Source organism: Corynebacterium sp. ACRPS (assembly GCF_022346005.1).
GTDB lineage: Bacteria > Actinomycetota > Actinomycetes > Mycobacteriales > Mycobacteriaceae > Corynebacterium.
This window is the reverse complement of sequence record NZ_JAKRMY010000002.1, coordinates 38265-65246: the sequence shown is the minus strand read 5'-3', so window position 1 is coordinate 65246 and position 26982 is coordinate 38265. Positions and strand designations below refer to the sequence as shown.

Here is a 26982-nt window from a genome sequence, read left to right as displayed (position 1 = left end):
GTTCGCTCTTGTGCGTTGAAAGAGCCAAATTGATGTCCTCACAGTCCCACCCTGTCGGTGAACAAGGATCCCGCGTGCGCCGCAAGCGGCGAGGTTTTTCACGCAAGCCCAAGAATCCAACGGGCGAGATGACCTTAGTGCAGCACCTGCAAGAGCTGCGGCGAAGGATCATTATTTCCTTGTTGGCCTTGGTTATCGGTGCGATCATCGGTTTCATTTGGTACCAGCAGGCGCCCTTCCGGATTCCGCCGCTGGGAGAAATTCTGCGCGAGCCTTATTGCTCATTGCCGGAAGATAAGCGGGCCAATTTCAATAACGATGGCGAATGCCGCTTGCTTGCCACCAGCCCCTTCGAGATGCTCATTTTGCGTCTGAAGGTCGGTGCTTTGGCCGGTACGGTGATTTCGTCCCCTGTCTGGCTCTACCAGGTGTGGGCATTCATCGTCCCAGGCCTGCATAAGAACGAGCGCCGCTATACCTTGAGCTTCGTCGTTGTGGCCGTCTCACTCTTCCTGGCGGGCGCCGTCTTGGCCTACTTCATCTTGTCCGTGGGCTTGGAATTCCTCATTGGTATCGGCGCTGAGTATCAAACCGCAGCATTAACCGGTGAGCGATATTTTTATTATCTTTTGGCGATGTTGCTCATCTTCGGCATCAGCTTCGAGGTTCCACTTTTGGTGGTCTCGCTCAATCTCATTGGTATCTTGGAATACAACCACGTCAAGGACAAGCGCCGCATTATCATCGTCGTGGTTATGATCTTCGCTGCTTTGGTGACGCCAGGCCAAGAACCGTTTAGCATGCTGGTCTTATCCGCCTGCCTCTTGCTGCTTATCGAGATTGCCTTCCAGTTCTGCCGCATTCACGATAAACGCCAGAACCGGCAGCGCCCTGAGTGGATGGATCTTGATGATGAATCCGCGTCCGCGCTTGATGAGGGCCCCACGGGCGTGGGTGGACCCGCGCCTGTCGATGCCCCATCGGGCGTGTATGCCTCCCCAAAGCCCACGGCACCTAGCGCGTCATCGCAGACTGTCCGCGCGGAAAAGCGGGCGGCGGATAGCACTTCGCAGCAGGCTGGGGATCGCAAGGGGCCGCCACGGCCTACCGATGAAGGCGGCTTTTTCGACGATGTGCTTTAAGCACGGGTAGCCTTGTGAGATATGACTGAAACTCACCTGGATACCTTCGCTGCCGGCCTCCCATACCCCTTGGATGAGTTCCAGGTGCAGGGGTGTGAGGCGGTAGAAAGTGGCCAAGGTGTGCTCGTCTGCGCCCCTACCGGCGCAGGTAAAACCGTCGTTGGCGAGTTTGCCGTTTCTTTGGCCTTAAGCCGCGGCACGAAGTGCTTTTATACCACCCCGATTAAGGCGCTGAGCAACCAGAAGTACCACGACCTCGTCGCTGAGCACGGCGAGGATGCCGTTGGTCTGCTTACTGGCGATGTCTCTATCAACTCGGACGCCGAAATCGTGGTGATGACCACTGAGGTGCTGCGCAATATGATCTACGCGGATTCGCCCGCGCTGGATAGGCTTACCCACGTGGTCATGGATGAAATCCACTTCCTTGCAGATGCCTCCCGCGGTGCGGTCTGGGAAGAAGTCATTTTGAACTTGGCGGATCACGTTTCCATCATTGGTCTATCTGCCACCGTGTCCAATTCCGAGGAATTCGGTGAATGGCTCGCTACCGTCCGCGGAGATACCTCTGTCATTGTGACCGAACACCGGCCGGTTCCGCTCGATCAATGGATGATGTTGGGCCGCAAGATTTATCCGCTCTTTGAACCGGAATCCGGCGGCCAGGTCAATTCTGAGTTAGAGCGCCGCATTCAGCGCTTGGAGGCGGGCGATAGCGATGATGCGCGCGCGGACTATAAATCCGGCAAGGGTTTTCGCGCGAGGGCGCGCCACAAGGGCGGCGGGCGCAGCGATTTTCATGGGAAGGCCGGCGGTCGTTCCGGTTCTTCTCGCCCGCAGGATCGCTACCGTCCCTTAGGGCGCCCGGAGGTGCTCAAGGTGCTGCAATCGCAAGATATGCTGCCCGCGATTACCTTTATTTTTTCCCGCGCCGGTTGCGACGGCGCGCTCTATCAGTGCCTGCGCAGCAGGATGGTGCTGACGACGCAAGAAGAAGCAGAAGAAATCAAGGCCATCGTCGATGCCGGCGTCGAGGGCATCCCAGAAGAAGACCTCCAGGTCCTAGACTTTCGGCGGTGGCGCGAAGCGCTCTCGCGTGGTTTTGCTGCCCACCACGCAGGGATGCTGCCGGCATTTCGCCACATCGTCGAAGAACTCTTTGTTCGCGGCTTGGTGCGCGCCGTATTCGCAACAGAGACCCTTGCCTTGGGCATTAATATGCCCGCCCGCACGGTGGTGCTCGAAAAGCTCATTAAGTTTAATGGCGAAGCGCACGTGGACCTCACGCCAGGCCAATACACGCAGCTGACCGGGCGTGCTGGCCGGCGCGGAATCGATACCCTGGGCAACGCGGTCGTGCAGTGGGCGCCTGCTATGGATCCGCGTTTTGTCGCAGGTTTGGCTTCGACGCGCACGTATCCGCTCATTTCTACGTTTGCGCCGGGCTATAACATGGCCATTAACCTGCTGGGCATGCTCGGTTTTGAAGACTCGCTGCGGCTGCTGGAAAAGTCCTTCGCACAGTTCCAAGCCGATGGCTCCGTGGTGGAAGAAACCCGCGAATTAGAACGCGCGGAGCATCGCGTGTGCGAGTTGCGGGAGCAGCTTGACGATGCCGTCGATGCCCTCGCACCACCGGCCAAGGACGGCGAGGATCCCGCCGAGGTGCTCATGGATTATATCCGGTTGCGCCGCGAGCTAACGGCAGAAGAAAAACAATCCAAGGTTGATAAGGAACACCAACGCACCCAGGAAGTAGTCGCGGTGCTAGCCCGCCTGCAATTGGGCGACGTCATCGCGATTGCCGGAAAGAAACGGCCCACCCTTGCCGCGGTGGTCACCCCGGCCAACCAGACTGAGGATCCACGTCCGTGGGTGACCACGGAATCTGGGTGGTCTGGGCGCATCGATGCCACCGGGATTAGCAATCCACCGATTCAGCTGGGCCGTATTAAGATCCCGAAGCCGGTGCGGAAGAATCCGCGGCGCAATACCAAGTACATCCAGGATGTCTTCCGCCGCGAAAAGTTTGATCGTCCGAAGCGGATGAAGTCGAAACCACGCCTGCGACCAAATAAGCGGGTGGGCGAGTTGCGCGATGCCATTCGCGAGCACCCTGCACACGAGTGGCCCGCCACCGATAGGGAGCAGCTAGCCGGCGTGGCGCAGAAGTTGGCGCGGCGCGAGCGCGACCTTGAAAAGCTGCAGGCCAAGGTGAATAAGGCGACCGATACATTGGGTCGCACCTTTGAACGCATCGTGGATCTGCTCGCGGAGATGGACTATGTCGAATTCTCTGGCGCGGGCAGCGATCGCACGCCGGTGATTACTGAGGAAGGTGAGCGCCTGGCCAAGATTCATAGCGAATCCGATCTGCTCGTTGCCCAATGCCTGAAGCGCGGCATTTGGGATGAGCTGGATCCGGCGGAATTGGCCGGCGTTGCTTCCCTGTGCTGCTTTGAAAATAGGAAGGCCACTGGGGGCCAGCCGGAGGCGGCAACGGACCGCATGGCCGATGCCATGAATGCGACCTGGCGCATCTATACCGAGCTCAGCGCAGATGAACGCCGCCACCGGCTGTCGCCAACGCGCGAACCCGAAGCCGGCTTTGCACTAGCCATTCACCAGTGGGCGGCGGGTGCGCCCTTGGGCTATTGCATGGCGGCGGCCAATGAGGCGGGCGCGGAGCTTACCCCCGGTGACTTCGTGCGGTGGTGCCGCCAGGTCGTGGACCTACTGCAGCAAATCGCCAAGACTGGCTACGATGGCCAGATCCAGCGCAACGCGCGCCGCGCGATCGATGCCATCCAGCGCGGGGTCGTCACGATCGGGGCCTAAGCTAGCCCAGGCCGCTGGCTAGTAGACTGTGGGGCATGACTACTCAGGCTTTTTCTCCCGAAGTGTATTCGCGTCGGCTCGCGGCCGCGCAAGAAGCAGCCGCCCAGCAGGGCATTGACCTTTTGCTGATTGGCACCGGCCCCGATTTCGCCTACCTGACCGGTTCGTGGGTATCGTCCCACGAGCGCCTGACGGTGCTGGCCGTTCCCCAAAGCGGCACGCCGTGGATTGTCTCGCCGAATACGGATATCACGGATATTAAATCGGCGCCCGTCGGCAAGCTCGACGTTGAGCTGCGCGGGTGGAATGACGGCGATAATCCCTACGAGCTCGCTCTCAAGGGCGCTGCGTCGATCACGAAGGTCGCGCTGGGCCAATCCCTAACGGCGGATCATATCCTGCAGTTCCAGGGGCTCGTATCTGATGCGGACTACGTCCTTGCCACCTACGCGCTGGCAGAGCTGTTTACCCGCAAGGACGAGGCGGAAATCGCGGAGCTGCGCAAAGCCGGTCAGGCCATCGACGCCGTGCACGCCAAGGTCCCCGAGCTCCTGCAGCCCGGCCGCACCGAGGCCGAGGTGGCCCATGAACTGGAAAAGCTCATTCTCGAAGAGCATTCCATCATTGACTTCGTCATCGTGGGCTCCGGCCCGAATGGCGCCAATCCGCACCACAGCTTCTCTGACCGGAAGCTGGCGGCGGGCGAGCCCGTTGTCGTGGATCTCGGCGGTACCTTGCCCTCCGGCTACCACTCCGATTGCACCCGCACCTACGTCGTAGGCGGCGATCTCAGCCAGGCGCCGCAGGACTTCCAGGACGCCTATGCCGTGCTTTACGATGCCCAGGCGGCCGCCCGCGCCGCCGCCAAGCCCGGCAGCACGGCCGAAGAAATCGACGGGGTTGCTAGGAAGGCCATTGCCGATGCCGGTTGGGGCGATAAATTCGTCCACCGCACCGGCCACGGTATTGGTCTCTCGACCCACGAGGAGCCCTTTATCATGGAGGGCAATGACCTAGCGCTGGAAGAGGGCATGGCCTTTTCCATCGAGCCGGGCATTTACCTGGAGGGAAAGTGGGGCATGCGCCTCGAGGATATCGTGGTACTTACCAAGGATGGCTACGAGTCCCTCAACGTCGTCGAACGCGAAGTGCGCTAAGTGGCTGGCGTACTGATCCTGGGCGGGCGCAGCGATATCGGCGGCGAAATCGCCCAGCGCGTGGCCCGCGGCAACGACATCGTCCTCGCCGCGCGCGGGACCCACGGGCTTGAGGAGATTACCTCCCGGTTAGAGGCCGCTGGTGCGCGCAGCGTCCACCAGCTGTCCTTTGACGCGGAGGACTTTTCCCAGCACCGCCAGATCTTTGCCGAGGCCAAGGAACGCGTCCGCGCGATTGAACTTACCGTGGTCGCCTTTGGCATTCTGGGGGATCAAGATAGGGCGGACACCGATCCTGCCCACGCGGCACAGATCGCCACCATCGACTACACCGCCCAGGTCTCCGTACTCACGGTGGCGGCTCAGTCGATGCCGCGCGGCCACATCGTGGCCTTTTCTTCCATCGCTGGGTGGCGGGCGCGGCGCGCCAATTATGTCTACGGTTCCACCAAAGCCGGGCTGGATGCCTTTTGCCAGGGCCTTGCGGACAGGCTGCACGGCAGCGGGCTTGGCCTGATTACCGCGCGCCCAGGGCTCGTCATCGGGTCCATGACCCAAGGAATGAAACCGGCCCCACTATCGGTGCGGCCAGGCGATGTCGCCGATGCCGTCGTCGCCTGCATAGATAACGATGACCGCCGCGGTCAGGCGCGCAGCCACACCCTGTGGATCCCAAGGGCGCTACAAGCCTTGGCATGGGTCATGCGGTTGGTGCCCCGACCCATCTGGCGGCACATGCCGCGCTAGTCGGCCTCGCCTTCCCGCAATAGGGGCGAGTTGATGTCGAAGATGAATCCGCGCGGGGCGAGCACGCGGAGGACGACCTCGGCATCGCCCTCCGCGATGTCGTGAAAGACTAAGCCACCCCACGGGGTGACCGTGATGTTCACCTCGAGCTGGCCGATAAGCTGCGCGAACTGCGCCGGGATGGCGCCTTGGTAGACCCCCGCGCCAAGGTCGACCACGCCTTCTGCCTGGTGCTCGTCCAACCAGCCAATGGGCCCAGGTTCTGCGTTAAGCTCCGCGTCACTTGTCACACCGCCCTTCGTCTCGGTGTTTTGTGCACCGAGGCGTTGGAGGTGGGCTGCGGCATCGGCAAGCGAGAGACCCGCGGTAGGGCTGTCGGCGGCGGGGGACTGGGTGATATTCAAGGTGGCATCGTCAAGCAGCCGCATGTTGACCTGCGTGGCAGAAGCCGGGAGATCGTCGTCGGTAGCGGTAATTGCGAGCGATTCCAAGCCGGGCTGTTCGGTATTCAGGTGCGTGGCCAGCTCGCGCGCGGCCTGCTTCGCCGCGGCAGAAAGGGGAGAGGCCAGCATAGGAATGTGGAAGCTCTGCAGCTCCAATTCATCCAGCTCCGCCGCCAGCTGCGCCTTGTCTGTAACTCCCCGCAACTCGATGGCGGAATTGGGGCGAATATAAACGCTGCCATCGGCCCAATGCGCCGCGCAATAACCCAAATGGATCCAATCATTGGGGCTGGTAAACCCGCCTACAACGTGTAGGCGCAGGCAAGTGCCGGACTCGGGGTGCTGGAAAAATTCGGGGTAATGCATAGCTTGCCAGTGTAGCCTGAGTGTTGCCAGCACATCGTCAGCATTGCTCGTTAAACTGGAAGCTATGCCGATTTTATATCTCGTCCTCTATATGCTGGCGGAAACCTTAGCGTTTTGGGCCGTCGCTGAGTGGATTGGCGTCTTTTGGGCGCTCATTGCCCTGTTCATCACGATGTTCTTTGGCATGTCCATCGCCGGCATTGAGGTGCGTCGGCTGATGGGTAAACAGGTAGAGCAGGCCGGTGACGGGACCTACTACGTGCGCGATGACAACGTAGGTAAAACCGCCGGCAACGTGGGCTTAACCTTGGCCGGTGGCATGTTGCTGTCCCTGCCCGGGTTCTTGACCAGTTTTCTGGGGCTCCTGCTCATCTTCGCCCCAACGCGGTCGCTGTTTCGAAAGTTTATGGCCGTATCCATCTACCGCAAAGTGGAGAAGATGGGTGTGCGCATTTACGAGGCATCGCCCATGGCGCAACAGCACGATAGCTATGGCAACTTTGGTTCCTTTGGGCAGGCCTCGGGGCAATCCTTTGGTCAGGCCTCGGGTCAGAGCGATTCCCACGAGGTAATCGATGAGGAAGAGCTGCGCAACTGGTCCGAGAACCTGGACCCTGATGACTTCGGTCCCCGCGGCGGCGATGATAATTCGCAGGGTGGAAAATAGGTGGCGGTATTTTTCGCCCGCCTGGTCATAGCGGGTATTTCTGGTGCGCTGACCTTTACCGCCGTTGAGCCTCGCGGCTGGTGGTGGGGCGCGATTATAGGCATCGCCCTGCTGTATGTGAGCCTGATGCCGTGGCGTGGGCGACAGGTGCGCGGGGCTACAGGTGCCCTCTTGGCGGTAACGCACGGCTTGGTCTTGTACCTGCTGAGCCTGCCGTGGATTGGCGAGTTGGTAGGGACCGTGCCCTATGCGGCGCTTTCTATCTGGCTTTCGGTCTATGCCATCCTTTTAGGCATCTTTGGGGCCGCGGTGGCGCGATGGCGATATGGATTTCTGGTCTTTCCCTTCGTATACCTCGCCGTTGAGGTCCTGCGTTCCTCTGTGCCCTTTGGCGGTTTCCCTTGGGTCAAACTGGCGTGGGGGCAAATTGAAGGGCCCTTAGCCAACCTAGCCCCGTGGGGTGGGACCTCGATGATCACGGTGGCAACGGCATTGTGCGCCTGCGGTCTGGCCGGCTTGTTGCTGCGCGGCGGGCGGGTAAAGATAGCCGCTGGCGCCGCGCTTATTCTCCCGCTCATTGCGGGACTCGCGGCTGGGCGCGGCATCGATCCCGCAGATACCAAGGTGGGCGATACCAAGGTGGCCGCGATCCAAGGCAACGTTCCGCGCAGTGGTTTGGATTTCGCCGGGCAACGGCGGGCGGTGCTGAATAACCACGTCCAAGAAACGGAGAAGCTAGCCCGCCGCGAAGACGATATAGATCTGGTGATCTGGCCGGAAAACTCTTCCGATATCGATCCTTTCCGTGACGGCGAGGCGGCCCAGGCCATTAGCGGGGCCGTCGATGCCATTGACGCTCCAGTGCTGGTTGGCACCGCCACCCGCGATGAGGTGGGCGCGCGCAATACCATGCAAGTCTTTACTCCCGGCCACGGCGTGGGCGACCATCACTATAAGAAGTACCTGCAGCCATTCGGTGAGACCATGCCTATGCGGGACTTCTTCGCGCATTTTTCGGACTACGTCGACCTTGCCGGGGATTTTAAGGCAGGGGATGGGCCTGGTGTGGTCTCCATGAATTCCGTCGCGGTAGGTGTGGCGACCTGTTATGAGGTCTCCTTCGATAACGCCTTCCACGAATCCATCAAAAACGGCGCGCAGATTCTCACGACGCCTACCAATAACGCCACGTTCGGCTTTTCCGATATGACGTACCAGCAACTGGCCATGAGCAGGCTGCGCGCGCTCGAAACCGACCGCGCCGTCGTGGTCGCAGCCACCTCTGGGGTCTCGGCACTCGTTCACCCAGACGGCAGCGTAAGCCAATCCTCGGAGCTCTTTGAGCCCGCGGCACTGGTAGAAAGCCTGCCGCTGAAAACCGGTGAAACATTTTCGGTGCGCTACGGTTCGCTCATGCAGTGGCTGATGGTTATTATTGGTACCGTCTGCGCACTCATTGCTGTGCGTACCAACCGATTGGGTCGTACACCTCGCGGTGTCGGCGCTAAAGAAAAGTAGGAGCATTAATTACTGTGAGCACTCTTGATTCTGCGACGCTGGTTATCATCCCAACGTATAACGAGATTGAAAATCTTCCCTTGATTACCGGCCGCGTCCGCGAGGCGCTGCCAGAGGTTCACATCCTCGTTGTGGATGATAATTCCCCCGACGGCACCGGCGAGAAGGCCGATGCTTTCGCAGCAGAAGATGACCACATTCACGTGTTGCACCGCGAGGGCAAGGGCGGCCTCTTGGGCGCTTATATCGCCGGCTTCGAGTGGGGCTTGGAGCGCGATTACCAGGTCCTTTGTGAAATGGATGCTGATGGCTCCCACGCCCCAGAGCAGCTGCATCTGCTGCTGGAGGAGATTGACAACGGCGCGGACCTCGTCATCGGCTCCCGCTATGTGCCAGGCGGCGAGACCGTCAACTGGCCGGCATCTCGCGAATACCTGTCCCGCTTGGGCAACCTGTACATCTCCTTCGCGCTTGGAACCGACCTGTCCGATATGACCGCCGGCTACCGCGCTTTCCGCCGCGAGCTGTTGGAAGACATCGACTTTGACGAGCTGTCCAAGGCCGGCTACATCTTCCAGGTGGACTTGGCCTTCCGCGCGGTCAAGGCTGGATACGATATCCGCGAGGTACCCATCACCTTCACCGAGCGCGAGTACGGCGAATCCAAGCTGGATGGTTCCTTTGTCAAGGATTCCCTCTTCGAGGTAACCAAGTGGGGCGTGGCCCACCGCGCGGAGCAGGTGAAGGATTTTGCCGGCGAGGTGTCCAAGCTGGCGGACCACGAGGTCAAATACGGCTCCGTTCACAATGCCGGCCAGAAGGCCCGCAACGGTGTGGGCTGGGCCACCAACTTGGCCAATGAGCTGGGATACTTGGTCAAGCACCAGGTGGGCCAGCTGACTAAGAAGAAGTAATCTAAGCAGCAGAAAGCCCGTACCCCGTGCCAATATGGCAGCCGGGGTACGGGCTTTAATTAATACCGCTTGAGCCTTTAAGACTTCTTCTGCTGTTCCTGCTCCTTGAGGAGGCGAGCAGCGGTCCGACGGCGGGAGCGCAGGTGGTTAATGCGCTCTTCCAAAAGCTCATCGAGCTCCTCGATGGAGCGACGCTCCCGCAGCATATCCCAGTGGGTGCGCGGTGGCTTGATGGGCTTAGCTTCCACGCCTTCGCCCTCTACGAGGTGGCCCAGTTTGCCATTCTTGCACATCCATTCTTCAGGGATTTCTGCCTCATGTGCAAAGGGCACCTCATAAATCTCACCATCATCCGTGCGGTATTTCACCATCTGACGCGGTGCGAGGTCGTGGTCGCGGTCAGTTTCGTAGCTGACTGCACCCATACGGCTGCCACGGAGTACGCGATCTGCCATGCAACATCATCCTTTTCAAAGAGATCCCTGATTGACGGCGATAGTTTCGCCTAAGAGCTATTTATTATAACGAACACCCAGGCGGTATTGTTCCCAGCCCGCCGTTTAATGGACTAAAGTGTATCGAGTGATCCGTACAGCTAGTCGTGAAAGCAATGTCGGTTCCTGCCAATGGTGTGGAAAGGATATTGACCAAGGCGGTAGGGGACGACCACGTAAGTTTTGCAGCGCCTCGTGCAAACAGCGTGCCTATGAACAAAGAAACAATGTCAGTGGCACGGATATTCCTGCCGATGCAGTAATCTTAAGCCCAGATAAAGTGCAAGGTTTGCGCGACGGCCTTTTTGAATTGCGGTGTTCCGCAGAAGACATTAATACCGCCGCGGAAGAAGGCGCGAGCGCGGAAGAGCTTTCCAGTCTGTGTGAGGAGCTTGTTTCGCTGGCTCGGCGTTTAGAAGGACTTCGATAGTAGATGAAAAAGCTTTTTTATAACCGGAAACTCGTTGTTTCCATTTTCGTGGTTTTAATCCTCGTGCTTACCGCCGTAGCGATCGGCCCGATTGTGTACTCGCTTTTCAAAAGCGGCGGCGTCAAGACGGAGCCCGTGACTGCCGATGGCGCCAAGGCAGCCTCAACGCCGCTCGACGGTTCCTGGTCAGTGGCCAAGGGTCGCGCCGATAACCACACCTCGGTGGGCTTTACCTTCGACGAGGTTCTGCCTGCGGAGAGGACGTCCACCTCCGGATCGACCACGGAGGTCACCGGTCAGGCGGAGATTTCCGATTCCACGCTGGAATCCGCCACCATCACGGTGAATATGGATGCCCTCACCACGGACAAGAAGGTCCGCGACCAAAACATGAAGTCCAAGCTCTTTAAGACCTCAGACTTCCCAGAGTCTTCCTTCACGCTTACCAAGCCCGCCTCGCTTGCCGATGTCCCCGAAGACGGCACCATCGGCTCCGTCAAGCTCACCGGTGACCTTACGATCAAGGACAAGACGCAGGAAATCACCCATGAGTTCGATGTTCTGCGTGACGGTGATGATATCGTCATTGGCGGCGACGTTCCGATTAACCGCCTGGACTACAACGTGGAGACGCCTGACATGCTGGCGGCTAAGGTCGCCGAGGACGGCGAGATCAACCTGCGCATCTCCTTAAACAAGGACTAAACCGTGAATTCTCGACGCTTAATTTCCGCCCTGTGGGTCCGCCTCGTAGTCGTCATAGTTTTCTCGATTTTCGTCGCGGTCCAGCAGATGTGGATTGTCACTGCGGTTGCAGCATTGCTGGCGGTATTAACCATCTGGCAGCTATGGAGCACCTATAAAAACCAATAGAGGACCAAGGCTTCACCCCTTTGATTAACGTCACTGTGACTAAATGCCAGGGTATAAGTGTCCCTGGCGCAGCGGCAGGAAAGTCCAGCTATCGGCACCCGCACGCACAATCGGGCGTTTGGGCCGTTGGGACTGTTCGCTAGACACCCCAGGCAAGCCCAGGCGGATTCGAAAGGCTGGCTCGCTTCAGGTATTCCAAAGGCGTCTCGGCAAAGTCTGGGCCAACTTATCCGCGGAACCTTCAAGCCTTAGCACGCCGCATCCAAAACAAGCGGGGCGGTCAACGCTCCGGACCGAACCGCGAACACGGCAGTCAGCATCGCACGCAATCCATACACGCTCAAGCCGCCCCAGCTTAACCTGCAGAACTCCATAATTGTCCGATAATGTACATTATGTCATTTTAGATCCGTGGAAGTCCCTCCCATCGTGCCGAGGCCCGTCAAATAAGAATGTTCAAGCCACTCACAGCGCAAAATGTTCCAAATTGACAAATAGTGCCCTCCAAAAGCCCTAAATTGGCCCACTATTTGTCAAAACGCATCAAAGCATCCACATCCCGCCCGAACCCAAGCACCCAAGCACCACATACACCAAACGTGCAACGCCCAAGGCCAACACATATGCTGGAGCTCATGACTATTCAACGCGTTGTTAAAAAGCCTTCCCGCGCCGCCCTGTTCCTGGTCTTGGATATTGCGGAAGGCGGCGAGCAAGCCACTCGGGACATGCTCTCCGCTTTTAGCGATACCTTCAAGTCCGTCAATTTCCGCCACAATGAGGGCGAGCTGTATACGGTCGTCGGCATCGGCGCGTCCATGTGGCCGCGCCTTACCAGCGCTCCCCGCCCGGACAAGCTCAAGGAGTTCGAGGCGCTCGAGGGCACTTACAAGGCACCTTCCACGCCCGGCGATATCCTGCTGCATTTCCGCGCGAATACCTATGACCTCTGCCACGAGATGGCGCGCCAGGTCCTGCGCCAGCTGGGCGATGCCGCCACCGTCATCGATGAGACCCAGGGCTTCAAGTACTTGGACCAGCGCGACCTCCTAGGCTTTGTGGATGGCACCGCCAATCCCCTCCCCGAGGAAGCTCTAGAGACAGTGCTGCTTGCCGATGACGCCGATTATCCCCGCGGCTCCTACGTCACCGTGCAAAAGTACACCCATGACCTCAATAAATGGAGCGGCATCAGCACCGAAGAGCAAGAACGCGTTATCGGGCGCACCAAGGCCGATGACGTGGAGCTCGATGAGGATACGCAGCCCTCCAATTCCCACGTGGCCCTCAATGACCTTGAGGAAGATATCTACCGCGAGAATATGGTTTTCGGTTCCTTTGCCGCAGGTGAGATGGGCACGTACTTCATCGGCTATGCCAAAGACCCAGAAGATATCAACGAGCGTTTGCGCAATATGTTTATCGGCGATCCGGAAGGCAATTACGACCGGATCCTGGACTTCTCCACGGCCCTGACCGGTACGAACTTTTTCGTCCCGAGCGTTGACTTGCTAGACGAATTCGACGAGCTTCCGCAATAAAAATCCTAACGCCGCCCGCCGCGATTGCGGTGGGTTAGGCCAAATTGGACGGAGTCTATCATCCCTAGGGTCATGAGCGCCTCGCGAAGTGCGAATTGGAAGGTCCATAACCTGCGGAAAACCGGATCAAAGCCGGCAGCGGCGGCCTCGCGCAGGTGCCCATCGAAAAAGGAACGTTGTTGACGCAGGGACTCAATATAGTGGCTACCCACGTGCGTTTCGGACACGATGCGCAGGTGAGAGTTCTTATCCACGAGCCGGTGCACATCCATGGTCAGCGGGTAGTCGAGGCCGGGCCAGATATAGGCCCGCATGGCTTGCAGGGAAGCTCGTGCCGCGTCCGACATGGATTCGGTGGCCACGGTGGATTGAAAAGCCGCCCGCCCGTTTGCGGTAAGGAAGCGATCGAGGACCCGGATATAGGCCTTGCGCTCTCGCGGGCTTAATTGCTCGAACTTTTCCACGCTGATAATCGCGTCGTAGTGCCCGCGCCACTGTTTGGGGCTCGGAACGGAATCCGGAATCCGCTCTACGTGGATAGAGTCTTCCGTTCCGGCAAAGACAAGCGCCTCGCGCATCTGGGTAATTTGTTCAACATCGCTGGTCAGGACGTCTACTGTGGCGCGGCGCTTGGTAGCGCGTATCGCGGCCTGCATTCCGGCCGCGGGATAGACCAGAAGGTGGGTACCGGCGCCGGTGCGGGTGGCATCGAGAAGCCAATCTGCCGCCCTGCGCTGCGCCTCCCCCAAGTCATCTCGGTCCACGTTGGTGGGCTCGCTGACGGTGGTGACATCGACAAAGTGGCTCTTCGGCTCCCTGCCGCCGGCTTTCGGGCTAAAGCTTTCGACCGTTTCCCGGATCGTCGTCGGCACGCCGCTGGAGAAAACCCCGCCGACGTGGCTCAACCCATCGCCGGCATAGAGGCGCACCAGATCGAGCGGCAGCTCCCCTGGCTCAGAATCGCGGACGCTTAGTCCCTGCGGCTTTGGGAGGTATCCCACCTGTAGGAGCTTGCCCAAAACCTTTACCAATTGGGCGGAGGATTCGACGGTCCACTCGCCTGCCATGTAGCTTTCGGCAAAGCCTAACCATCCGGTAGCGGCGATCCGCTCGAAGAGCGCATCGTGGCCTACCTTCAAATCGGGGCCGCCCGCCGCATCGAGTTCGAGCTCCAAGCCGGCATTATCGCAGGCCTTGGCAAATTCCGCCTCGGCCCGGCGGGATTTTAGAGTCGCCCAGCGCTGCGATGGCACGGTCGCGATATTGGGCCATGCCTCCGCGTCGATGGAGCGTAAATGCTCGGGGGTGGAAAAACTCATGGTTTGGGGAGCGCTCCTGGGTGCAAGGGGTCACGGTGTGGGCTAATTTTAGCCAGTTTCTGAGCGGTTTCGGTCAAGACGCTCCGCAGGAAAGGAAACCCGAAACGCATGTAAATGGGTATCAAGTATGCACGTTATGTGACGAGCGTTTACACTATACGGGTACTTAAATTAAGCTTTCTCGAGGAAGGTCGCATTAATTCCATGACTGATACCCCTTATCGTCCAAACGGAAGCCGTCACCACGTTGTCGTGGTTGGCGGTGGATTCGGCGGTCTTAACACTGTGAAGAAGTTAAAGAACGCCGATGTTGAGATCACCCTCATCGATAAGAAGAACCACCACCTGTTCCAGCCGATGCTCTACCAGGTGGCAACCGGCATGATTTCCGCAGGTGAGGTTGCGCCCTCGACCCGCCAGCTGCTGCGCAACCAGGATAATGTGGACTTTGTCAACGGCAACGTGACCGACATTAACCTGGAAGACCAGACGGTTACCGCCGAGCTCGATGACTTTTCGCGCACCTACTCCTATGACTCCCTTGTGGTCGCCGCTGGCTCCAGCCAGTCGTACTTTGGCAATGACCACTTTGCGGAGTTTGCACCTGGCATGAAGACCTTGGATGATGCCTTGGAGCTGCGTTCCCGCATCATTTCCGCCTTCGAAAAAGCTGAGCTTACCGATGACCCCGCTGAGCGCGAGCGCCTCCTCACCTTCATCATCGTTGGCGCCGGCCCGACCGGTGTGGAGCTCACCGGCCAGATCGCTGAGTTGGCTAACCGCACGCTTAGCGATGTCTACTCCACCTACGGCACCTCCGCCGCTAAGATTTACCTGCTTGACGGCGCGCCACAGGTACTCCCGCCGTTTGGCAAGCGCCTCGGCCGCCGTGCCCAGCGCACCCTGGAGAAGGAAGGCGTCAACGTGCGCCTGAACGCCATGGTGACCGATGTCAACGAAGACTCCGTAACCTACAAGAACATGAAGACCGATGAAGAGGTCACCCTCGAGGGCGCGACCAAGATCTGGTCCGCTGGTGTTTCCGCTTCCCCGCTGGGCAAGATGGTCGCTGACCAAGCCGGCGTCGAGGCTGACCGTGCGGGCCGCGTCTCCGTGAACGATGACATGACCGTTGGTGACTTCAACAACGTCTACATCATCGGTGACATGATGTCCCTGAACCGCCTGCCGGGCTTGGCGCAGGTGGCAATTCAGGGTGGCGAGCACGTCGCCAAGCTCATCGAGACTAAGGTGGACGAGGAGTCCACGGCCGATGAAAAGGAACCTTTCGAGTACTTCGACAAGGGCTCGATGGCCATCGTGACCCGTTTCAATGCCGTTGTGAAGCTGGGCAAGACCGAATTCTCCGGCTTCCCAGGCTGGTTGGCATGGTTGGGCCTGCACTTGACCTACGTCGTTGGCCTGCGCAGCCGCTTGGCCGTATTGGTCAACTGGGCAGCTAATATCCTCTCCCGCAACCGCGGCAACCTGGAGATTACTACCCAGCAGCGCATCGCCCGCAACCTCATCGATGAGGCAGAAGAAGAAAAGAAGAACTAAATTCTCCTCGGCACCAGCCGCCGTCTCACTCCCCGCCTGCGGGGCTGTGGGCGGCGGTTTTGTTGTTTTCGTTCCTATTTTCCCATTTTTGTTAGGCTTGGACATTACAACATGGGGTGCCACGCACCGTGGCTGAGATAAACCCATCGAACCTGCTCTCAGTTAGAACTAGCGAAGGGATTGTTGTGGACTTATCATTTCTGCGTGCCCACGATGCGGTGCGCGATACCGCTCCACTTATTCAGTGCTTGACCAATAAGGTCGTCAGCAATATTTCTGCCAATGCGCTATTGGCCATCGGCGCCAGCCCGGCAATGGTAGATACTCTGGAAGAGTCGCAAGAGTTTGCGAGGATCGCCAGCGGCGTGCTCATCAATTGCGGCACGCCGAATTCCGAGCAATACGCCGGCATGCGTGAGGCAATCGCCGGTGCGACCGCGGCTGGAAACCCGTGGGTCCTTGACCCCGTCGGTGCGGGCGGGCTAAAAAAGCGCACCGAGTTCATGCATGAAGTCTTGCCGCAGGGTCCGACTGCGATTCGCGGCAACGCCTCCGAAATCATCGCCTTGGCTGGAACCGGAGCCGGCGGGCGCGGCGTGGAATCCACCGATGGCGTGGAGGCCGCGCTGGAACCAGCACTCAAACTTTCCCGCGAAACTGGGGCCGTCATCGGCGTATCTGGCCCCACGGATCTCATCGTGCAGGCAGGCGAAAGGCCGCGTGCGGTAAGCCTCGAGTCTGGGCACCCGATGCTGCAAAACGTCATCGGAACGGGGTGTTCGCTAGGTGCCATCTGCGCGGCCTACCTGGCAGCGTGGGATGATCCATTCGCGGCTATGATCGCCGCGCATGCGCATGTCGGGGCCGCGGGCAGCGTTGCCGCTGAGAAATCTACTGCGCCTGGCTCCTTTGCGGTTGCCTGGCTCGATGCGCTGCATGAGCTCACCACTGACGCCATCGAAGAGCACACCTCTGCCTCCGAGGTCGCGGACGTTGCGGGGCTAGCATGAGCATCGATTGGACGCTGTATCTCATCACCGACCCAGACCTCGCCGGCGGGCGGGACCAGGTCGTTCCCATCGTGCAAGAGGCGGTGCGTGGCGGGGCGACCGTCGTGCAATTGCGCGATAAAGATGCCAGCGACGAGGAGGTCGAGGCTACCGCCCGCGAGCTTCTGGAGGTCTTGGGCGACGTCCCGCTCTTTATCAATGACCGCGCCGAGGTCGCGGCCAGGGTAGGCTGCCACCTGCACATTGGCCAAGACGATATGGACTTATCCCAAGCCCGTGCTCTGCTCGGTCCCGATAAGCTCATCGGGCTTTCGGTGGGAACGCAGCAGGAATTGGACGCCATCGATCCGCAGCAAGCCCCCGACGTCATTGGCATTGGCCCGGTTCACTCGACAGCGACCAAGAAGAATGCACCCGCGGGAATCGGCGCTGAGGCCGCCAGGCGCCTTGCCACCGCGGCGCGCGAACGCGGCCTCGAGTCCGTCGCCATCGGCGGCATCAAAGCACACAATGCCCATGAACTTTCCGGAAGCGACTTCGCAGGGATCTGCGTGGTCAGCGACATCATGGCTGCCGATGACCCGGCAGCCGCAGCACACAACCTAAAGGAGGCCTACCGTGGCTAAAGGAACTTATCCCCGAATTCTCTCGATTGCTGGAACCGATCCCACAGGCGGAGCCGGCATCCAGGCCGATCTGAAGTCCATCGCCGCCGCGGGCGGGTACGGAATGAGCGTGGTCACTGCGCTGGTCGCCCAAAATACCCAGGGCGTGCGCAGCGTCCACGTCCCGCCGCTGGATTTCCTCCAGGAGCAGCTGGATTCGGTCCGCGAGGACGTAGACATCGATGCCATTAAGATCGGCATGCTTGCCGATGCCAACATCACCGACCTTGTGGCCACCTTCCTCGACCGCATCGACCCATCCGTCCCCGTGGTCTTGGACCCAGTCATGGTTGCCACCAGCGGCGATCGCCTCTTGGCCCCCGAGGCGGAAAAGGCGGTGCGCGAACTGTGCTCCCGCGCTGATGTCATCACGCCCAATCTCAAGGAGCTGGCCGTACTGACGCAGACGGAAGAAGCCGCGGACCTGGATCGTGCCATCGAGGTGGCTAAGGCATGGGCCGCTGAGGCGGATACGGCGGTCATCGTCAAGGGCGGACACCTTGATTCGGCGATTGCCGATAACGCCGTGGTCACCGGCGATGGCACGGTTCACCGCGTGGAATCGGCCCGGGTGCAGACGAAGAATACCCACGGCACTGGCTGCTCCCTCTCCTCTGCCCTCGCAACGCGGCTCGGCGCAGGCGATGATGCCGCAAGCGCCCTCGAATGGTCCACGGACTGGCTGCACGAGGCGATTGCCAATGCGGATGCGCTGGCCGTCGGCAAGGGCAGCGGCCCGGTGGACCACCTGCACCGCTCGCAGCGCTTGATGCGGGCTGCATCCTCGGTCCCGCTTCCTCACCTGGCTGGGCCTTTGGAAGAGGTGGAAAACCCGGAACAGCCGCGGGTTGCGGCCGCAGGCCCGTACACGCAGCGCCTGTGGAATATCGCTGCGGATCACTGGGAGCAGGTAAAGGCACTCCCCTTTATTCAGAAGCTGGGTTCCGGTGCACTTGCCAACGATGCTTTCAGCTTCTACCTCGATCAGGATTCGCAGTACCTGGCGTCCTACTCGAAGGCCCTGGCTCGCCTCGCCAGCCAGGCACCCGATACCGCACAGCAATTGCACTGGGCGCAGGGCGCTTATGAGTGCCTCGCGGAGGAGGCTGAACTGCACCGCGGGTGGTTGAAGGATTCGGCCACCACGGCGCCCTCGCGGGTGACCAGCGCCTACACGGATTTCCTCATCCGCAGCACGCATACGGACGATTATGCCGTTGGCATCGCGGCGGTGCTGCCCTGCTACTGGCTGTATGCAGAGGTAGGCCTGCATTTGGCGGAATTCGACTCGCCCGATCACCCCTACCATGCTTGGTTGGAGGTCTACGGCGGCGAAGATTTCCTCGCCGGGGTGCGCGAGAGCATCAAGATTGTGGAGGAAAACCTGGAGAAGGCGGATGAGGCCACTCGGACCCGCGCCGAGCGCGCCTTTATCAGCGCCAGCATCCACGAGGTCGATTTCTTCGACCAAGCGGACCGGCGCTTTTAAGGCCTTAGGCCAAGAGGTCCGCGCCAGGCCTAGATAGCACGGCGACCAAGAAGGTGGAATGCTCCGAAAATAGCTTCATGTCCCAGGAAGAAAACGTGAAGTCAACGCGGTAGCCCACCTTCTGCGCCATATCGAGGAAGTCCTGGAAGTCCCATCCGCGGCCTTCCCCAAAGCCGGTGACGAAGCGCCCTCCGGGGGTCAGCGAGTTAAAAATATTTCGCAGTGCTTGCTCGCGGCCGTCCACGGCCAAAAAGCCCATGACGTTTCCTGCGGAAACAGCCAAGTCAAAGGGGCCTTCAGGAACCTCTTCCGTGCACAGGTCCCCGACGAACCACTCGCCGTCGGGGAAGTCATGTTCGGCGTGTTCGATCAAAATGGGGTCCACGTCAATGCCCACCACGCTGTGACCGCGGCGCAGCAATTCCCCGCCGACGCGGCCGGTTCCACAGCCGGCGTCGAGGATGGTGGAATTGCGCTCCACCATGGCATCGACAAGCCGGGCCTCCCCATGAATGTCTTTGCCCTGCGCCTCCAGCATCTTCCATTTGCGGGCGAAATTATGGGAGTGGGCGGGATTGGCTTCGGTAACTTCTTTCCACGTTGGCATAGATTCGATTATATTACCCACCGTCGGTGTAAGCTTTACCCGCTGCGTAAAACGTGGCCCGTTTTACTACTTGATTGCGTTACTATCCGCACTACCGTGCAAAGGAGGCTGAAACGATGCCGTCCGTACCCACGCCCTTTAGGGGCCGAAAGAAATCCACGCCTCCTAGTCAGCCCTCCTTCCCGCCGGTTCCCGCGGAGCGCGCCATTGAGCACTGCCGCGTCTTCGTCGATGGTGAGGCCCTACCCGGCGAGTATTCCGCACATTCCGCCCTGGAAACCGTTGCGGAATATGGCCGCGGGTTTGTCTGGGTGGGCCTGCATGAGCCTTATGAATCTCAGATGACGAAGATCGCCTCGCAATTTGGCATCCACGAGCTCATCGTGGAAGACGCCGTTATGGCCCACCAGCGCCCTAAGCTAGAGCGCTACGATGACCAGCTCTTTGTGGTGGCCCGCTCGGTGAATTACCGCGACCACGATGAGGTGCAAGATAAGCGCCAGATCATTTCTACGGGCGAAATCCAGATGATTATGGGCTCTAACTTCATCATCACCGTTCGCCACGGTGCGAAGCTGCCCAATCTGGCCTACACGGTCGAAGACGAGCAGGACCTGGTGGAGCTCGGCCCCGTCGCCATGGCCTGGAAGATCCTGGACATGATGGTGGACCGCTACTCCGAGGTCGCCCGCCTGATTAGCGATGAAGTCGATGAACTCGAAGAGGAAATCTTTACCCCTAACCTCAAATTCGACGTCGACCGCATTTATATGTTCAAGCGCGAAGTCTTGGAGATGAAGCACGCCATTTACCCGCTCTCTGCGGCATTAAAGGCGATGGTCTCGGATCACAAGGATCTCATCTCTAAGCAGATCCGGTCATACCTGCGCGATGTCTACGACCACGAGCTCGTGGTCAATGACTTGGTGGCCAGCTTCGATGAACGCTTGACCTCGCTTATTGATGCCTCTGTGGCCAAGGTCACTATGCAGCAAAACTCCGATATGCGCACGATCTCCGCCGTCGTCGGTATGTGGGCAGCGCCGACGCTAGTCGCCGGAATTTACGGCATGAACTTCGATATCATGCCGGAGCTGCACTGGGCCTTTGGCTATCCCATGGCAATAATCATCATGGTGGCTGTCGTCGGCGGCCTGTGGGCGTGGTTCCGGAAAAACCACTGGCTCTAGCCCTAGCTTCGTTCAGCCAGAATCATGGTGCGCAGCGTGGTGCGTGCAATGAGTGTGTCTCCTTGGCGCATTTCTACGCTCCACACGTGGGTGCGCGTGCCCAATTGAATGGGGGTGGCCACGGCTTCTAGCTCGCCCTCCCCCGTCGCCCTGATGAAGTCCGTGGAATTATTGACCCCCATCGCTGGGGCATCGGCAGCCGCGACGCTGGCAAGGGAGGCCACCGTTTCCGCGATGGTGCAATATAGCCCGCCATTCGCCACGCCCCACGGCTGGTGATGCTGTGGAGTCACGGTAAGGCGCGCGCGGGCCTCGGATGGGCCCACGCGGTCGAAGGTAAGGCCGATGAACTCAGCAAGCCCGCCGTTGACCGAATTTAGTTCCTCCAGCTCTTCCTCGTTGAGCAGGCGCGTGTGCGCGGTATGAAGTAAGTCATTGAGTATCTGGGTATCTGACATAGTCTTTAAGCTTAGCCGCCAGCGCGGCGAAAGCGCGGCGGTGACGTAGGATAGGCACCATGACTGAAAAGAACGAACTCGCGCACATTGGTGTTGTCGGCCTGGCGGTAATGGGCTCTAACCTCGCCCGCAACTTTGCCCGCAATGGCAATACCGTCGCCGTCTATAATCGCAGCCCGGAAAAGACCCACGCCCTCATTGAGGCCCACGGCGACGAAGGAAACTTTATCCCTTCCGAATCCATCGCGGATTTCGTCGCTTCCCTGGAGCGCCCCCGCAAGGCCATCATCATGGTGCAGGCGGGCAAGGCCACCGATGCGGTGATTGATCAGCTTGCCGATGCCATGGATGACGGCGATATCATCATCGATGGCGGCAACGCGCTGTTTACGGATACCATTCGCCGCGAAAAGGAAGTGGGCGAGCGCGGCAAGCACTTCGTAGGCGCGGGCATTTCCGGCGGCGAGGAAGGCGCCTTGAACGGCCCGTCCATCATGCCCGGTGGGCCTGCTGAGTCCTGGGAGACCTTAGGCCCCATCCTGGAGTCCATCGCCGCCGAGGTAGATGGCACCCCGTGCGTGACCCACATCGGCCCGGATGGCGCCGGCCACTTTGTCAAAATGGTCCACAATGGCATCGAGTACGCCGATATGCAGGTCATCGGCGAGGCCTACCAGCTGCTGCGCTACGGCGCGGGCATGGAGCCAGCCGAAATCGCGGAGATCTTCAAAAAGTGGAACTCCGGCGACTTGGATTCTTATCTCATTGAAATCACCGCCGAGGTACTCGCCCAGAAGGATCCGGACACGGGCGTCCCGCTTGTCGATGTCATCTTGGACGCCGCCGGCCAGAAAGGCACCGGCCGCTGGACCGCCATCAACGGCCTCGAATTGGGCGTGCCGATTACCGGCATTGCCGAGTCCGTCTTTGCCCGCGCACTGTCTTCTTCTAGCCAGCAGCGCGCCGCCGCGCAGGAGGGCCAGCTTCCGGCAGGCACGAACGCGGACTTCGACATCGACAAGGATGCCTTCATCGAAGACGTTCGCCGCGCCCTCTATGCCGCCAAGCTCATCGCCTACTCCCAGGGCTTCGATGAGATCAAGGCCGGTTCAGCCGAATTCGGCTGGGATGTCGATCCGCGCGATCTGGCCACCATCTGGCGCGGCGGCTGCATCATCCGCGCCAAGTTCTTAGACCGCATCCGCGAGGCATTTGATAACAACCCAGAGCTTCCCGCCCTCATCCTGGATCCCTACTTCAAGGGCGAGCTGGAAGACCTCATCGAACCGTGGCGCCGCGTCGTCGTCGCGGCAACCCAGATGGGCCTGCCCGCTCCGGTCTTTGCCTCTTCGCTGTCCTACTATGACAGCCTGCGCGCCACGCGCCTGCCCGCCGCCCTAATCCAGGGTCAGCGCGATTTCTTTGGTGCACACACCTTCAAGCGCACCGATAAGCCCGGCACCTTCCACGTCGAGTGGTCCGGCGACCGCAGCCTGACGCAGACGGACTAAGTACTGCAAATAAAGGGCGAGGACCTGCACGGTGCAGGTCCTCCCCTTTTTGATACCTGGATTTAGACCAAGCCCAGCCACGACCAATAGGTGGCAGACAGCAGCAGGATGAGCAGGTACCCGACGATGGTCAGCGGGATACCGGAGCGTAGGAATTGCTTGGTGCTAAAGGCACCGGTGCCATAGGCCAGCATATTCTGCGGCGCCGAGACGGGCAGCAAGAATCCGAAGCAGATGACGAACTGCTGGATGACTACGAAGCCGATGCCGCCGTTGGGCACATCCAGCGTGGAGGCCAAGGCAATAAAGACCGGGATGAGCGCGGAGGCCAGCGACGTAGCCGAGGCAAAGCCCAAGTGGATGAGGATATTAAATAGCGATACTAGTGCAATCGTTGCCAGAATCGGCAGCGAGTCCAAGCCCATCAGTCCAAAGGTCTTTTCTGAAAGCCACGTTGCGGCGCCCGTATCCAGCAGGAACGAGCCGAGGGAAATGCCGATGGCAAAGACGATGAGGGTACCCCAGCTCACGGACTTTTGCGCCTCTGGCCAGGTAAATACGCCGATCTTGGGCAGCAGCATCAAGGCGACGGCCACCGCGGTAATGACGGCCGAGCTAATCGGGTGCAGTAGTCCCTCCGTGGCCCAGAAAAAGAGCAGGAGGAGGGAAAACCCGATTAGCCTTTTCTCTTCGGGCGAGGTGGGCCCGAGGTCCTCTAGCTGCTTGGCGATGAGCTCCTTTCCTCCCTCAATGCGTTCCGTTTCCGGTTTGATGACGGCGCGCATGATGAAGTACAGCGCGATGGACATCAAGATGGACCAGGGCGCGGCCGAAATAAACCACTGCCCCCAGGAGACCGACTGCCCCATTTGATCCTCAATAAATCCCACCGCCACGAGGTTTTGGGCGGCGGCGGTTTTAATGCCTACGTTCCAGATTGAGACGGCCTGCGCTGCGGTAATGACGAGTAGGGCGCCCAGCTTCGACTCATAAGATAGGCCGAAAGCGGCCACCATACCGAGCAAGATGGGTACCACGGCGCCCGCACGCGCGGTGGCAGAGGGAACGAAGAAGGCCAAGATGATGGCGATCGCGATGGCGCCGATAACGATGTGGGAGGTCTTCTCCCCCGCGATCTTCAGCACGTACAGGGCAATCCGTTTGTGCAGCCCCGTTGCCTGCATCGCTCCGGCCAAGATCAGCGCCGCGGCCACAAGCGCTACCGCAGACGAGGAAAAGCCAGCCATCGCGACCTTGAGGGCGTTGGAGGTGCCGTAGATGCCATCGGATTCTGGATCCGGCCCGAGGCCCAACAACAGGGAGATAAGGCCGACGATCAGCAAGGCGCTCACAGGATAGCTCACGGCCTCGGTCACCCACATGATCACCGCGAATGCCAGCATGCCTAGGGCCACTTTGGCGGGCCAGTCGAGCCCCGGAATCGGGATAAGTAAGACGGCCGCTAAGGCCACGAAGGCCAGCGCGAACCACAAGGCGTCAAGGTGAAACCTCTCCTTCTTCGTGGGCTCTGATGAATCCTGCGGCGAGGGGTCGGCAGAAGAACTGGCCGTGGATGCTTGTGCTTGAGCCATGGGAGGACTCCTTAACAGTTCGGTGTGCCCCTGGAAGGGGCCGGTGAGTGGAGGAATAAATCTTGCGTGCTTCCCAGCACCACCTTCCACGTTAGGTAATAACCAGTGAAATACCTAAAGCAGAGCCCTATTTTTGCTATGGCATTTCTCACTTGTTCCGTCGCCCGCCAATCGTGCGCTGTCCGATGCGGGGTTTTGCGCACCCACCAGTTAGAATTACCCAACGATGACTACTTTTGCCGAACTCGGCTTACCTCAGCGCGTGGTTCACGTTTTACATGACCAAGGGATCACGGAAGCATTTCCCATCCAAGCCGCAGCGATCCCGGATGTACTCGCGGGCAAAGACGTACTTGGCCGCGGTCCTACCGGTTCCGGAAAGACCTTTACCTTCGGGCTTCCCACGCTGGCCCGATTGGCTGGCTCGGGTGCCTCGACCCCGGGACAGCCCCGAGCAGTAGTTCTCGCCCCCACCCGCGAGTTAGCGACGCAGATCCAGCAACGCCTCGATGAACCCGCCGCCGCATTAGGGCTGCGAGTCCTCGCGGTGGTCGGCGGCGTCAATATCAACCACCACATCCGCTCTCTTGCGCGTCCAGTGGATCTCTTGGTCGCCACACCTGGTCGCGCCCAGGATCTCATCGCCCAAGGCAAGCTGTCATTCGACAAGGTACAGATCACCACTTTGGACGAGGCGGACCAGATGGCCGATATGGGGTTTCTTCCCCAGGTGCGCAAGCTTTTAAACTACACCCCGCCCACCGGTCAGCGGCTGCTTTTCTCTGCGACCCTTGATGGGGACGTTAATAAGCTCGTCGAGCAATTCCTGCACGATCCAGTGGTCCACTCCACCGCTCCAGTCGCAGCAGCGGTGGAATCGATGTCGCACCACCTGTTTTTCGTGGGCGATCGCCCTGCGCGCAACGAGGTGGTAATGCGCATCGCCGCGCGCGCGGGCAAGACCATCATGTTTATGCGTACCAAGCACGGCGTGGATAGGCAGGTGAAAAAGCTAAGGCGCGTCGGCATCAACGCCTATCCACTGCACGGAGATAAGGGTCAGGGCGCGCGCACCCGCGCCATTTCTGGCTTTGCCGATGGCTCCATTCCAGTCCTCGTTGCCACCGATATTGCGGCCCGCGGCATCGATATTGCAGACGTTTCTCTCGTCGTCCACGTGGATCCTCCGGCAGAACACAAGGCCTACCTGCACCGCGCCGGACGAACGGCGCGCGGCGGCGCAACAGGCACGGTGGTTACCCTGGTCACCGACGAACAGCGCTCAGAAGTAGCTGCACTCATCAAAAAGGCCGGTGTGAGCGCTACCGAACACGATATTTCCCACCGCGATAACCCCGCCGGCGCGCCCGAGCTGCGCACGGTCACCGGCGCCCGCAAGCCGCACGGACCGGCCCTTCCACCACCGGGTCAAGACGGTTCTCATGGCTCGGACCAGCAACAAAAGAAACAACCCCCACGCCAACAGAAGCGGCAGGTTGGTGGAGCCAGGAGGGGTAAGGGGCGGCGTCGCTAAGCGCTAGCGCAACAGAAAGGAGGATTCGCGCGTGCAGGTTTTATCTACCGCTGATTGGACAGCCCGCATGAATGAGCACGAGCGGCGGGCGGCTGACCGCTTGGAAAGGTTTCGCCATCCGGGCAGCTATCACCCCGTGTTTGATTTCCTCTTTGAGTACTACCCTGTCCGCCCGTCGCATCTAAAGCGCTGGCATCCGGGCATCGACACGGCGCTCGAGGGTGACGCGCCGCAGGCTAGCTGGCGCGATTACCACGAGACTGCGGACGGCATCACCGTGGACGTGGAGTCCTACATGCAACGCCGCGGCAGTTCCGTTGACTATATTTTGGATCTGCTGCGGCGCTCTTCCACCAACCCGGTGCACTTTGATTGCTTTGGCCTGCATGAATGGGCGATGGTTTACCACACCGATTCCCCGCGCCACGATCTCCCGCTGCGCTTGGGCGCAGAAGGAACCAACCGCGTCGTTGATACTCACTCCCTTAAGTGCTCGCATTATGATGCGTTCCGTTTCTTTACCCCGCCAGCGCGTCCGCTCAACTTGACGGTGCTCAATCGTGAGGATCAACCGGCCAACGACCAGGCAGCCTGCGTGCACGTGACCATGGATCTTTATAAATGGGCGTGGAAGCTCGGTCCCTTGGTCCCAGGAGATCTCTTCCTCGATTGCCTGGACCTGGCTATCGATGCCCGCATCCTTGACATGGAGGCCTCTCCGTACGATTGCCGTAATTGGGGCCTTGGGGTAGTTCCTATTGAAACACCAGAGGGTAAGGCGACGTATGTCAATCGTCAACGAGGCCTAGCGCAGCGGGCGCAACCGCTGCGTGAGCGGCTTGTCGCAGTAATGGAAAGGGCTTATTGCCAGTTACACTAGATTAAACGCATCATGCGCTGGCTCGGGAGTTTTGGAG

The 26982-nt window shown here is 59.8% G+C and carries 25 protein-coding genes and 1 riboswitch; of the genes, 19 read left to right on the top strand and 6 right to left on the bottom strand.

The annotated features are described in order from the left end of the window. Window positions 1–32 precede the first annotated feature (32 nt). From tatC to MHX65_RS01515, 4 genes are read left to right on the top strand one after another with little or no spacing between them, the layout of a single operon-like run. Entirely contained in the window at window positions 33–1142 is a 1110-nt protein-coding gene (gene tatC, locus MHX65_RS01530) for a twin-arginine translocase subunit TatC (protein WP_232208515.1), read from the top strand. 21 nt (window positions 1143–1163) lie between these two features. After that, on the top strand, window positions 1164–3980 hold the full coding sequence (locus MHX65_RS01525) for a DEAD/DEAH box helicase (RefSeq protein ID WP_239268109.1): 2817 nt from the start codon (window positions 1164–1166) through the stop codon (window positions 3978–3980). A 35-nt stretch (window positions 3981–4015) separates the two neighbouring features. Further along, window positions 4016–5137, top strand: a complete 1122-nt coding sequence (locus tag MHX65_RS01520) for a M24 family metallopeptidase (protein WP_239268107.1) — start codon at window positions 4016–4018, stop codon at window positions 5135–5137. Further along, entirely contained in the window at window positions 5138–5884 is a 747-nt protein-coding gene (locus tag MHX65_RS01515; protein WP_239268105.1) for an SDR family oxidoreductase, read from the top strand. It begins immediately after the preceding gene. Here the strand turns inward: MHX65_RS01515 and MHX65_RS01510 are convergent. Beyond that, the gene (locus MHX65_RS01510) at window positions 5881–6693 is read right to left on the bottom strand and encodes a precorrin-3B synthase (protein ID WP_239268103.1); all 813 of its coding nucleotides are present in this window, start codon (window positions 6691–6693) and stop codon (window positions 5881–5883) included. The genes MHX65_RS01515 and MHX65_RS01510 overlap by 4 nt on opposite strands. 64 nt (window positions 6694–6757) lie before the next feature. Between MHX65_RS01510 and MHX65_RS01505 the strand changes: the two genes are divergently transcribed. The 3 genes from MHX65_RS01505 to MHX65_RS01495 are packed head-to-tail and all read left to right on the top strand — an operon-like array spanning window position 6758 to window position 9792. Then, on the top strand, window positions 6758–7360 hold the full coding sequence (locus MHX65_RS01505; RefSeq protein WP_239268101.1) for an FxsA family protein: 603 nt from the start codon (window positions 6758–6760) through the stop codon (window positions 7358–7360). Next, entirely contained in the window at window positions 7361–8878 is a 1518-nt protein-coding gene (gene lnt, locus MHX65_RS01500; RefSeq protein WP_239268099.1) for an apolipoprotein N-acyltransferase, read from the top strand. Window positions 8879–8892: 14 nt separating this feature from the next. Next, window positions 8893–9792, top strand: coding sequence for a polyprenol monophosphomannose synthase (locus MHX65_RS01495; protein ID WP_239268097.1), 900 nt, complete (start codon window positions 8893–8895; stop codon window positions 9790–9792). Between the two features lie 77 nt (window positions 9793–9869). Here the strand turns inward: MHX65_RS01495 and MHX65_RS01490 are convergent, their stop codons facing one another. Then, complete coding sequence (locus MHX65_RS01490) at window positions 9870–10247, bottom strand: RNA polymerase-binding protein RbpA (protein ID WP_005279221.1); 378 nt, start codon at window positions 10245–10247, stop codon at window positions 9870–9872. A 127-nt stretch (window positions 10248–10374) separates the two neighbouring features. On the opposite strand from MHX65_RS01490, the gene MHX65_RS01485 reads away from it, so the two are divergent. From MHX65_RS01485 to MHX65_RS01470, 4 genes are all read left to right on the top strand, one after another. Further along, window positions 10375–10716, top strand: coding sequence for a hypothetical protein (locus MHX65_RS01485; protein WP_239268095.1), 342 nt, complete (start codon window positions 10375–10377; stop codon window positions 10714–10716). Between the two features lie 3 nt (window positions 10717–10719). Then, the gene (locus MHX65_RS01480) at window positions 10720–11421 is read left to right on the top strand and encodes a YceI family protein (RefSeq protein ID WP_239268093.1); all 702 of its coding nucleotides are present in this window, start codon (window positions 10720–10722) and stop codon (window positions 11419–11421) included. Window positions 11422–11424: 3 nt separating this feature from the next. Continuing rightward, window positions 11425–11589: a hypothetical protein gene (locus MHX65_RS01475; protein WP_239268091.1), complete on the top strand. Its 165-nt coding sequence runs from the start codon at window positions 11425–11427 to the stop codon at window positions 11587–11589. Window positions 11590–12224: 635 nt separating this feature from the next. Then, window positions 12225–13130 (top strand): Dyp-type peroxidase, encoded by a 906-nt coding sequence (locus MHX65_RS01470; protein WP_239268089.1) that lies wholly within the window; start codon window positions 12225–12227, stop codon window positions 13128–13130. A 5-nt stretch (window positions 13131–13135) separates the two neighbouring features. Here the strand turns inward: MHX65_RS01470 and MHX65_RS01465 are convergent, their stop codons facing one another. Continuing rightward, window positions 13136–14449, bottom strand: coding sequence for a class I SAM-dependent methyltransferase (locus tag MHX65_RS01465; RefSeq protein ID WP_239268087.1), 1314 nt, complete (start codon window positions 14447–14449; stop codon window positions 13136–13138). 204 nt (window positions 14450–14653) lie between these two features. On the opposite strand from MHX65_RS01465, the gene MHX65_RS01460 reads away from it, so the two are divergent. The 4 genes from MHX65_RS01460 to MHX65_RS01445 all read left to right on the top strand — a co-directional run bounded on the left by MHX65_RS01460 (window position 14654) and on the right by MHX65_RS01445 (window position 19173). After that, window positions 14654–16009 carry an NAD(P)/FAD-dependent oxidoreductase gene (locus MHX65_RS01460; RefSeq protein ID WP_239268085.1) on the top strand — a complete coding sequence of 452 codons (1356 nt, stop codon included), beginning with the start codon at window positions 14654–14656 and terminating at the stop codon, window positions 16007–16009. A gap of 102 nt (window positions 16010–16111) precedes the next feature. Continuing rightward, window positions 16112–16207: riboswitch (TPP riboswitch) on the top strand. Then, entirely contained in the window at window positions 16195–17019 is an 825-nt protein-coding gene (gene thiM, locus MHX65_RS01455) for a hydroxyethylthiazole kinase (protein ID WP_239268083.1), read from the top strand. It overlaps the preceding riboswitch by 13 nt. Next, complete coding sequence (gene thiE / locus MHX65_RS01450; protein ID WP_239268081.1) at window positions 17016–17645, top strand: thiamine phosphate synthase; 630 nt, start codon at window positions 17016–17018, stop codon at window positions 17643–17645. Before thiM ends, thiE begins: the two co-directional genes overlap by 4 nt. Next, complete coding sequence (locus tag MHX65_RS01445) at window positions 17638–19173, top strand: bifunctional hydroxymethylpyrimidine kinase/phosphomethylpyrimidine kinase (RefSeq protein WP_239268079.1); 1536 nt, start codon at window positions 17638–17640, stop codon at window positions 19171–19173. Before thiE ends, MHX65_RS01445 begins: the two co-directional genes overlap by 8 nt. Window positions 19174–19177: 4 nt before the next feature. Here MHX65_RS01445 and MHX65_RS01440 read toward each other — a convergent pair whose 3' ends face one another. Further along, complete coding sequence (locus MHX65_RS01440) at window positions 19178–19780, bottom strand: class I SAM-dependent methyltransferase (RefSeq protein ID WP_239268077.1); 603 nt, start codon at window positions 19778–19780, stop codon at window positions 19178–19180. A gap of 116 nt (window positions 19781–19896) precedes the next feature. Here MHX65_RS01440 and corA point away from each other — a divergent pair, with 116 nt between their 5' ends. Continuing rightward, the gene (gene corA / locus MHX65_RS01435) at window positions 19897–20970 is read left to right on the top strand and encodes a magnesium/cobalt transporter CorA (protein WP_239268075.1); all 1074 of its coding nucleotides are present in this window, start codon (window positions 19897–19899) and stop codon (window positions 20968–20970) included. Between the two features lie 2 nt (window positions 20971–20972). On the opposite strand, the gene MHX65_RS01430 is transcribed toward corA, so the two are convergent. Next, window positions 20973–21428 carry a PaaI family thioesterase gene (locus MHX65_RS01430; protein ID WP_239268073.1) on the bottom strand — a complete coding sequence of 152 codons (456 nt, stop codon included), beginning with the start codon at window positions 21426–21428 and terminating at the stop codon, window positions 20973–20975. A gap of 59 nt (window positions 21429–21487) precedes the next feature. Here MHX65_RS01430 and gndA point away from each other — a divergent pair, with 59 nt between their 5' ends. Beyond that, window positions 21488–22939, top strand: a complete 1452-nt coding sequence (gene gndA, locus MHX65_RS01425; RefSeq protein WP_239268071.1) for an NADP-dependent phosphogluconate dehydrogenase — start codon at window positions 21488–21490, stop codon at window positions 22937–22939. A 62-nt stretch (window positions 22940–23001) separates the two neighbouring features. On the opposite strand, the gene MHX65_RS01420 is transcribed toward gndA, so the two are convergent. Next, window positions 23002–24531 (bottom strand): SLC13 family permease, encoded by a 1530-nt coding sequence (locus tag MHX65_RS01420; protein ID WP_239268069.1) that lies wholly within the window; start codon window positions 24529–24531, stop codon window positions 23002–23004. Between the two features lie 226 nt (window positions 24532–24757). Between MHX65_RS01420 and MHX65_RS01415 the strand changes: the two genes are divergently transcribed. Beyond that, window positions 24758–26065 carry a DEAD/DEAH box helicase gene (locus MHX65_RS01415; RefSeq protein ID WP_239268067.1) on the top strand — a complete coding sequence of 436 codons (1308 nt, stop codon included), beginning with the start codon at window positions 24758–24760 and terminating at the stop codon, window positions 26063–26065. 67 nt (window positions 26066–26132) lie between these two features. Continuing rightward, complete coding sequence (locus MHX65_RS01410) at window positions 26133–26945, top strand: 3-methyladenine DNA glycosylase (RefSeq protein WP_255716742.1); 813 nt, start codon at window positions 26133–26135, stop codon at window positions 26943–26945. Window positions 26946–26982 lie beyond the last annotated feature (37 nt).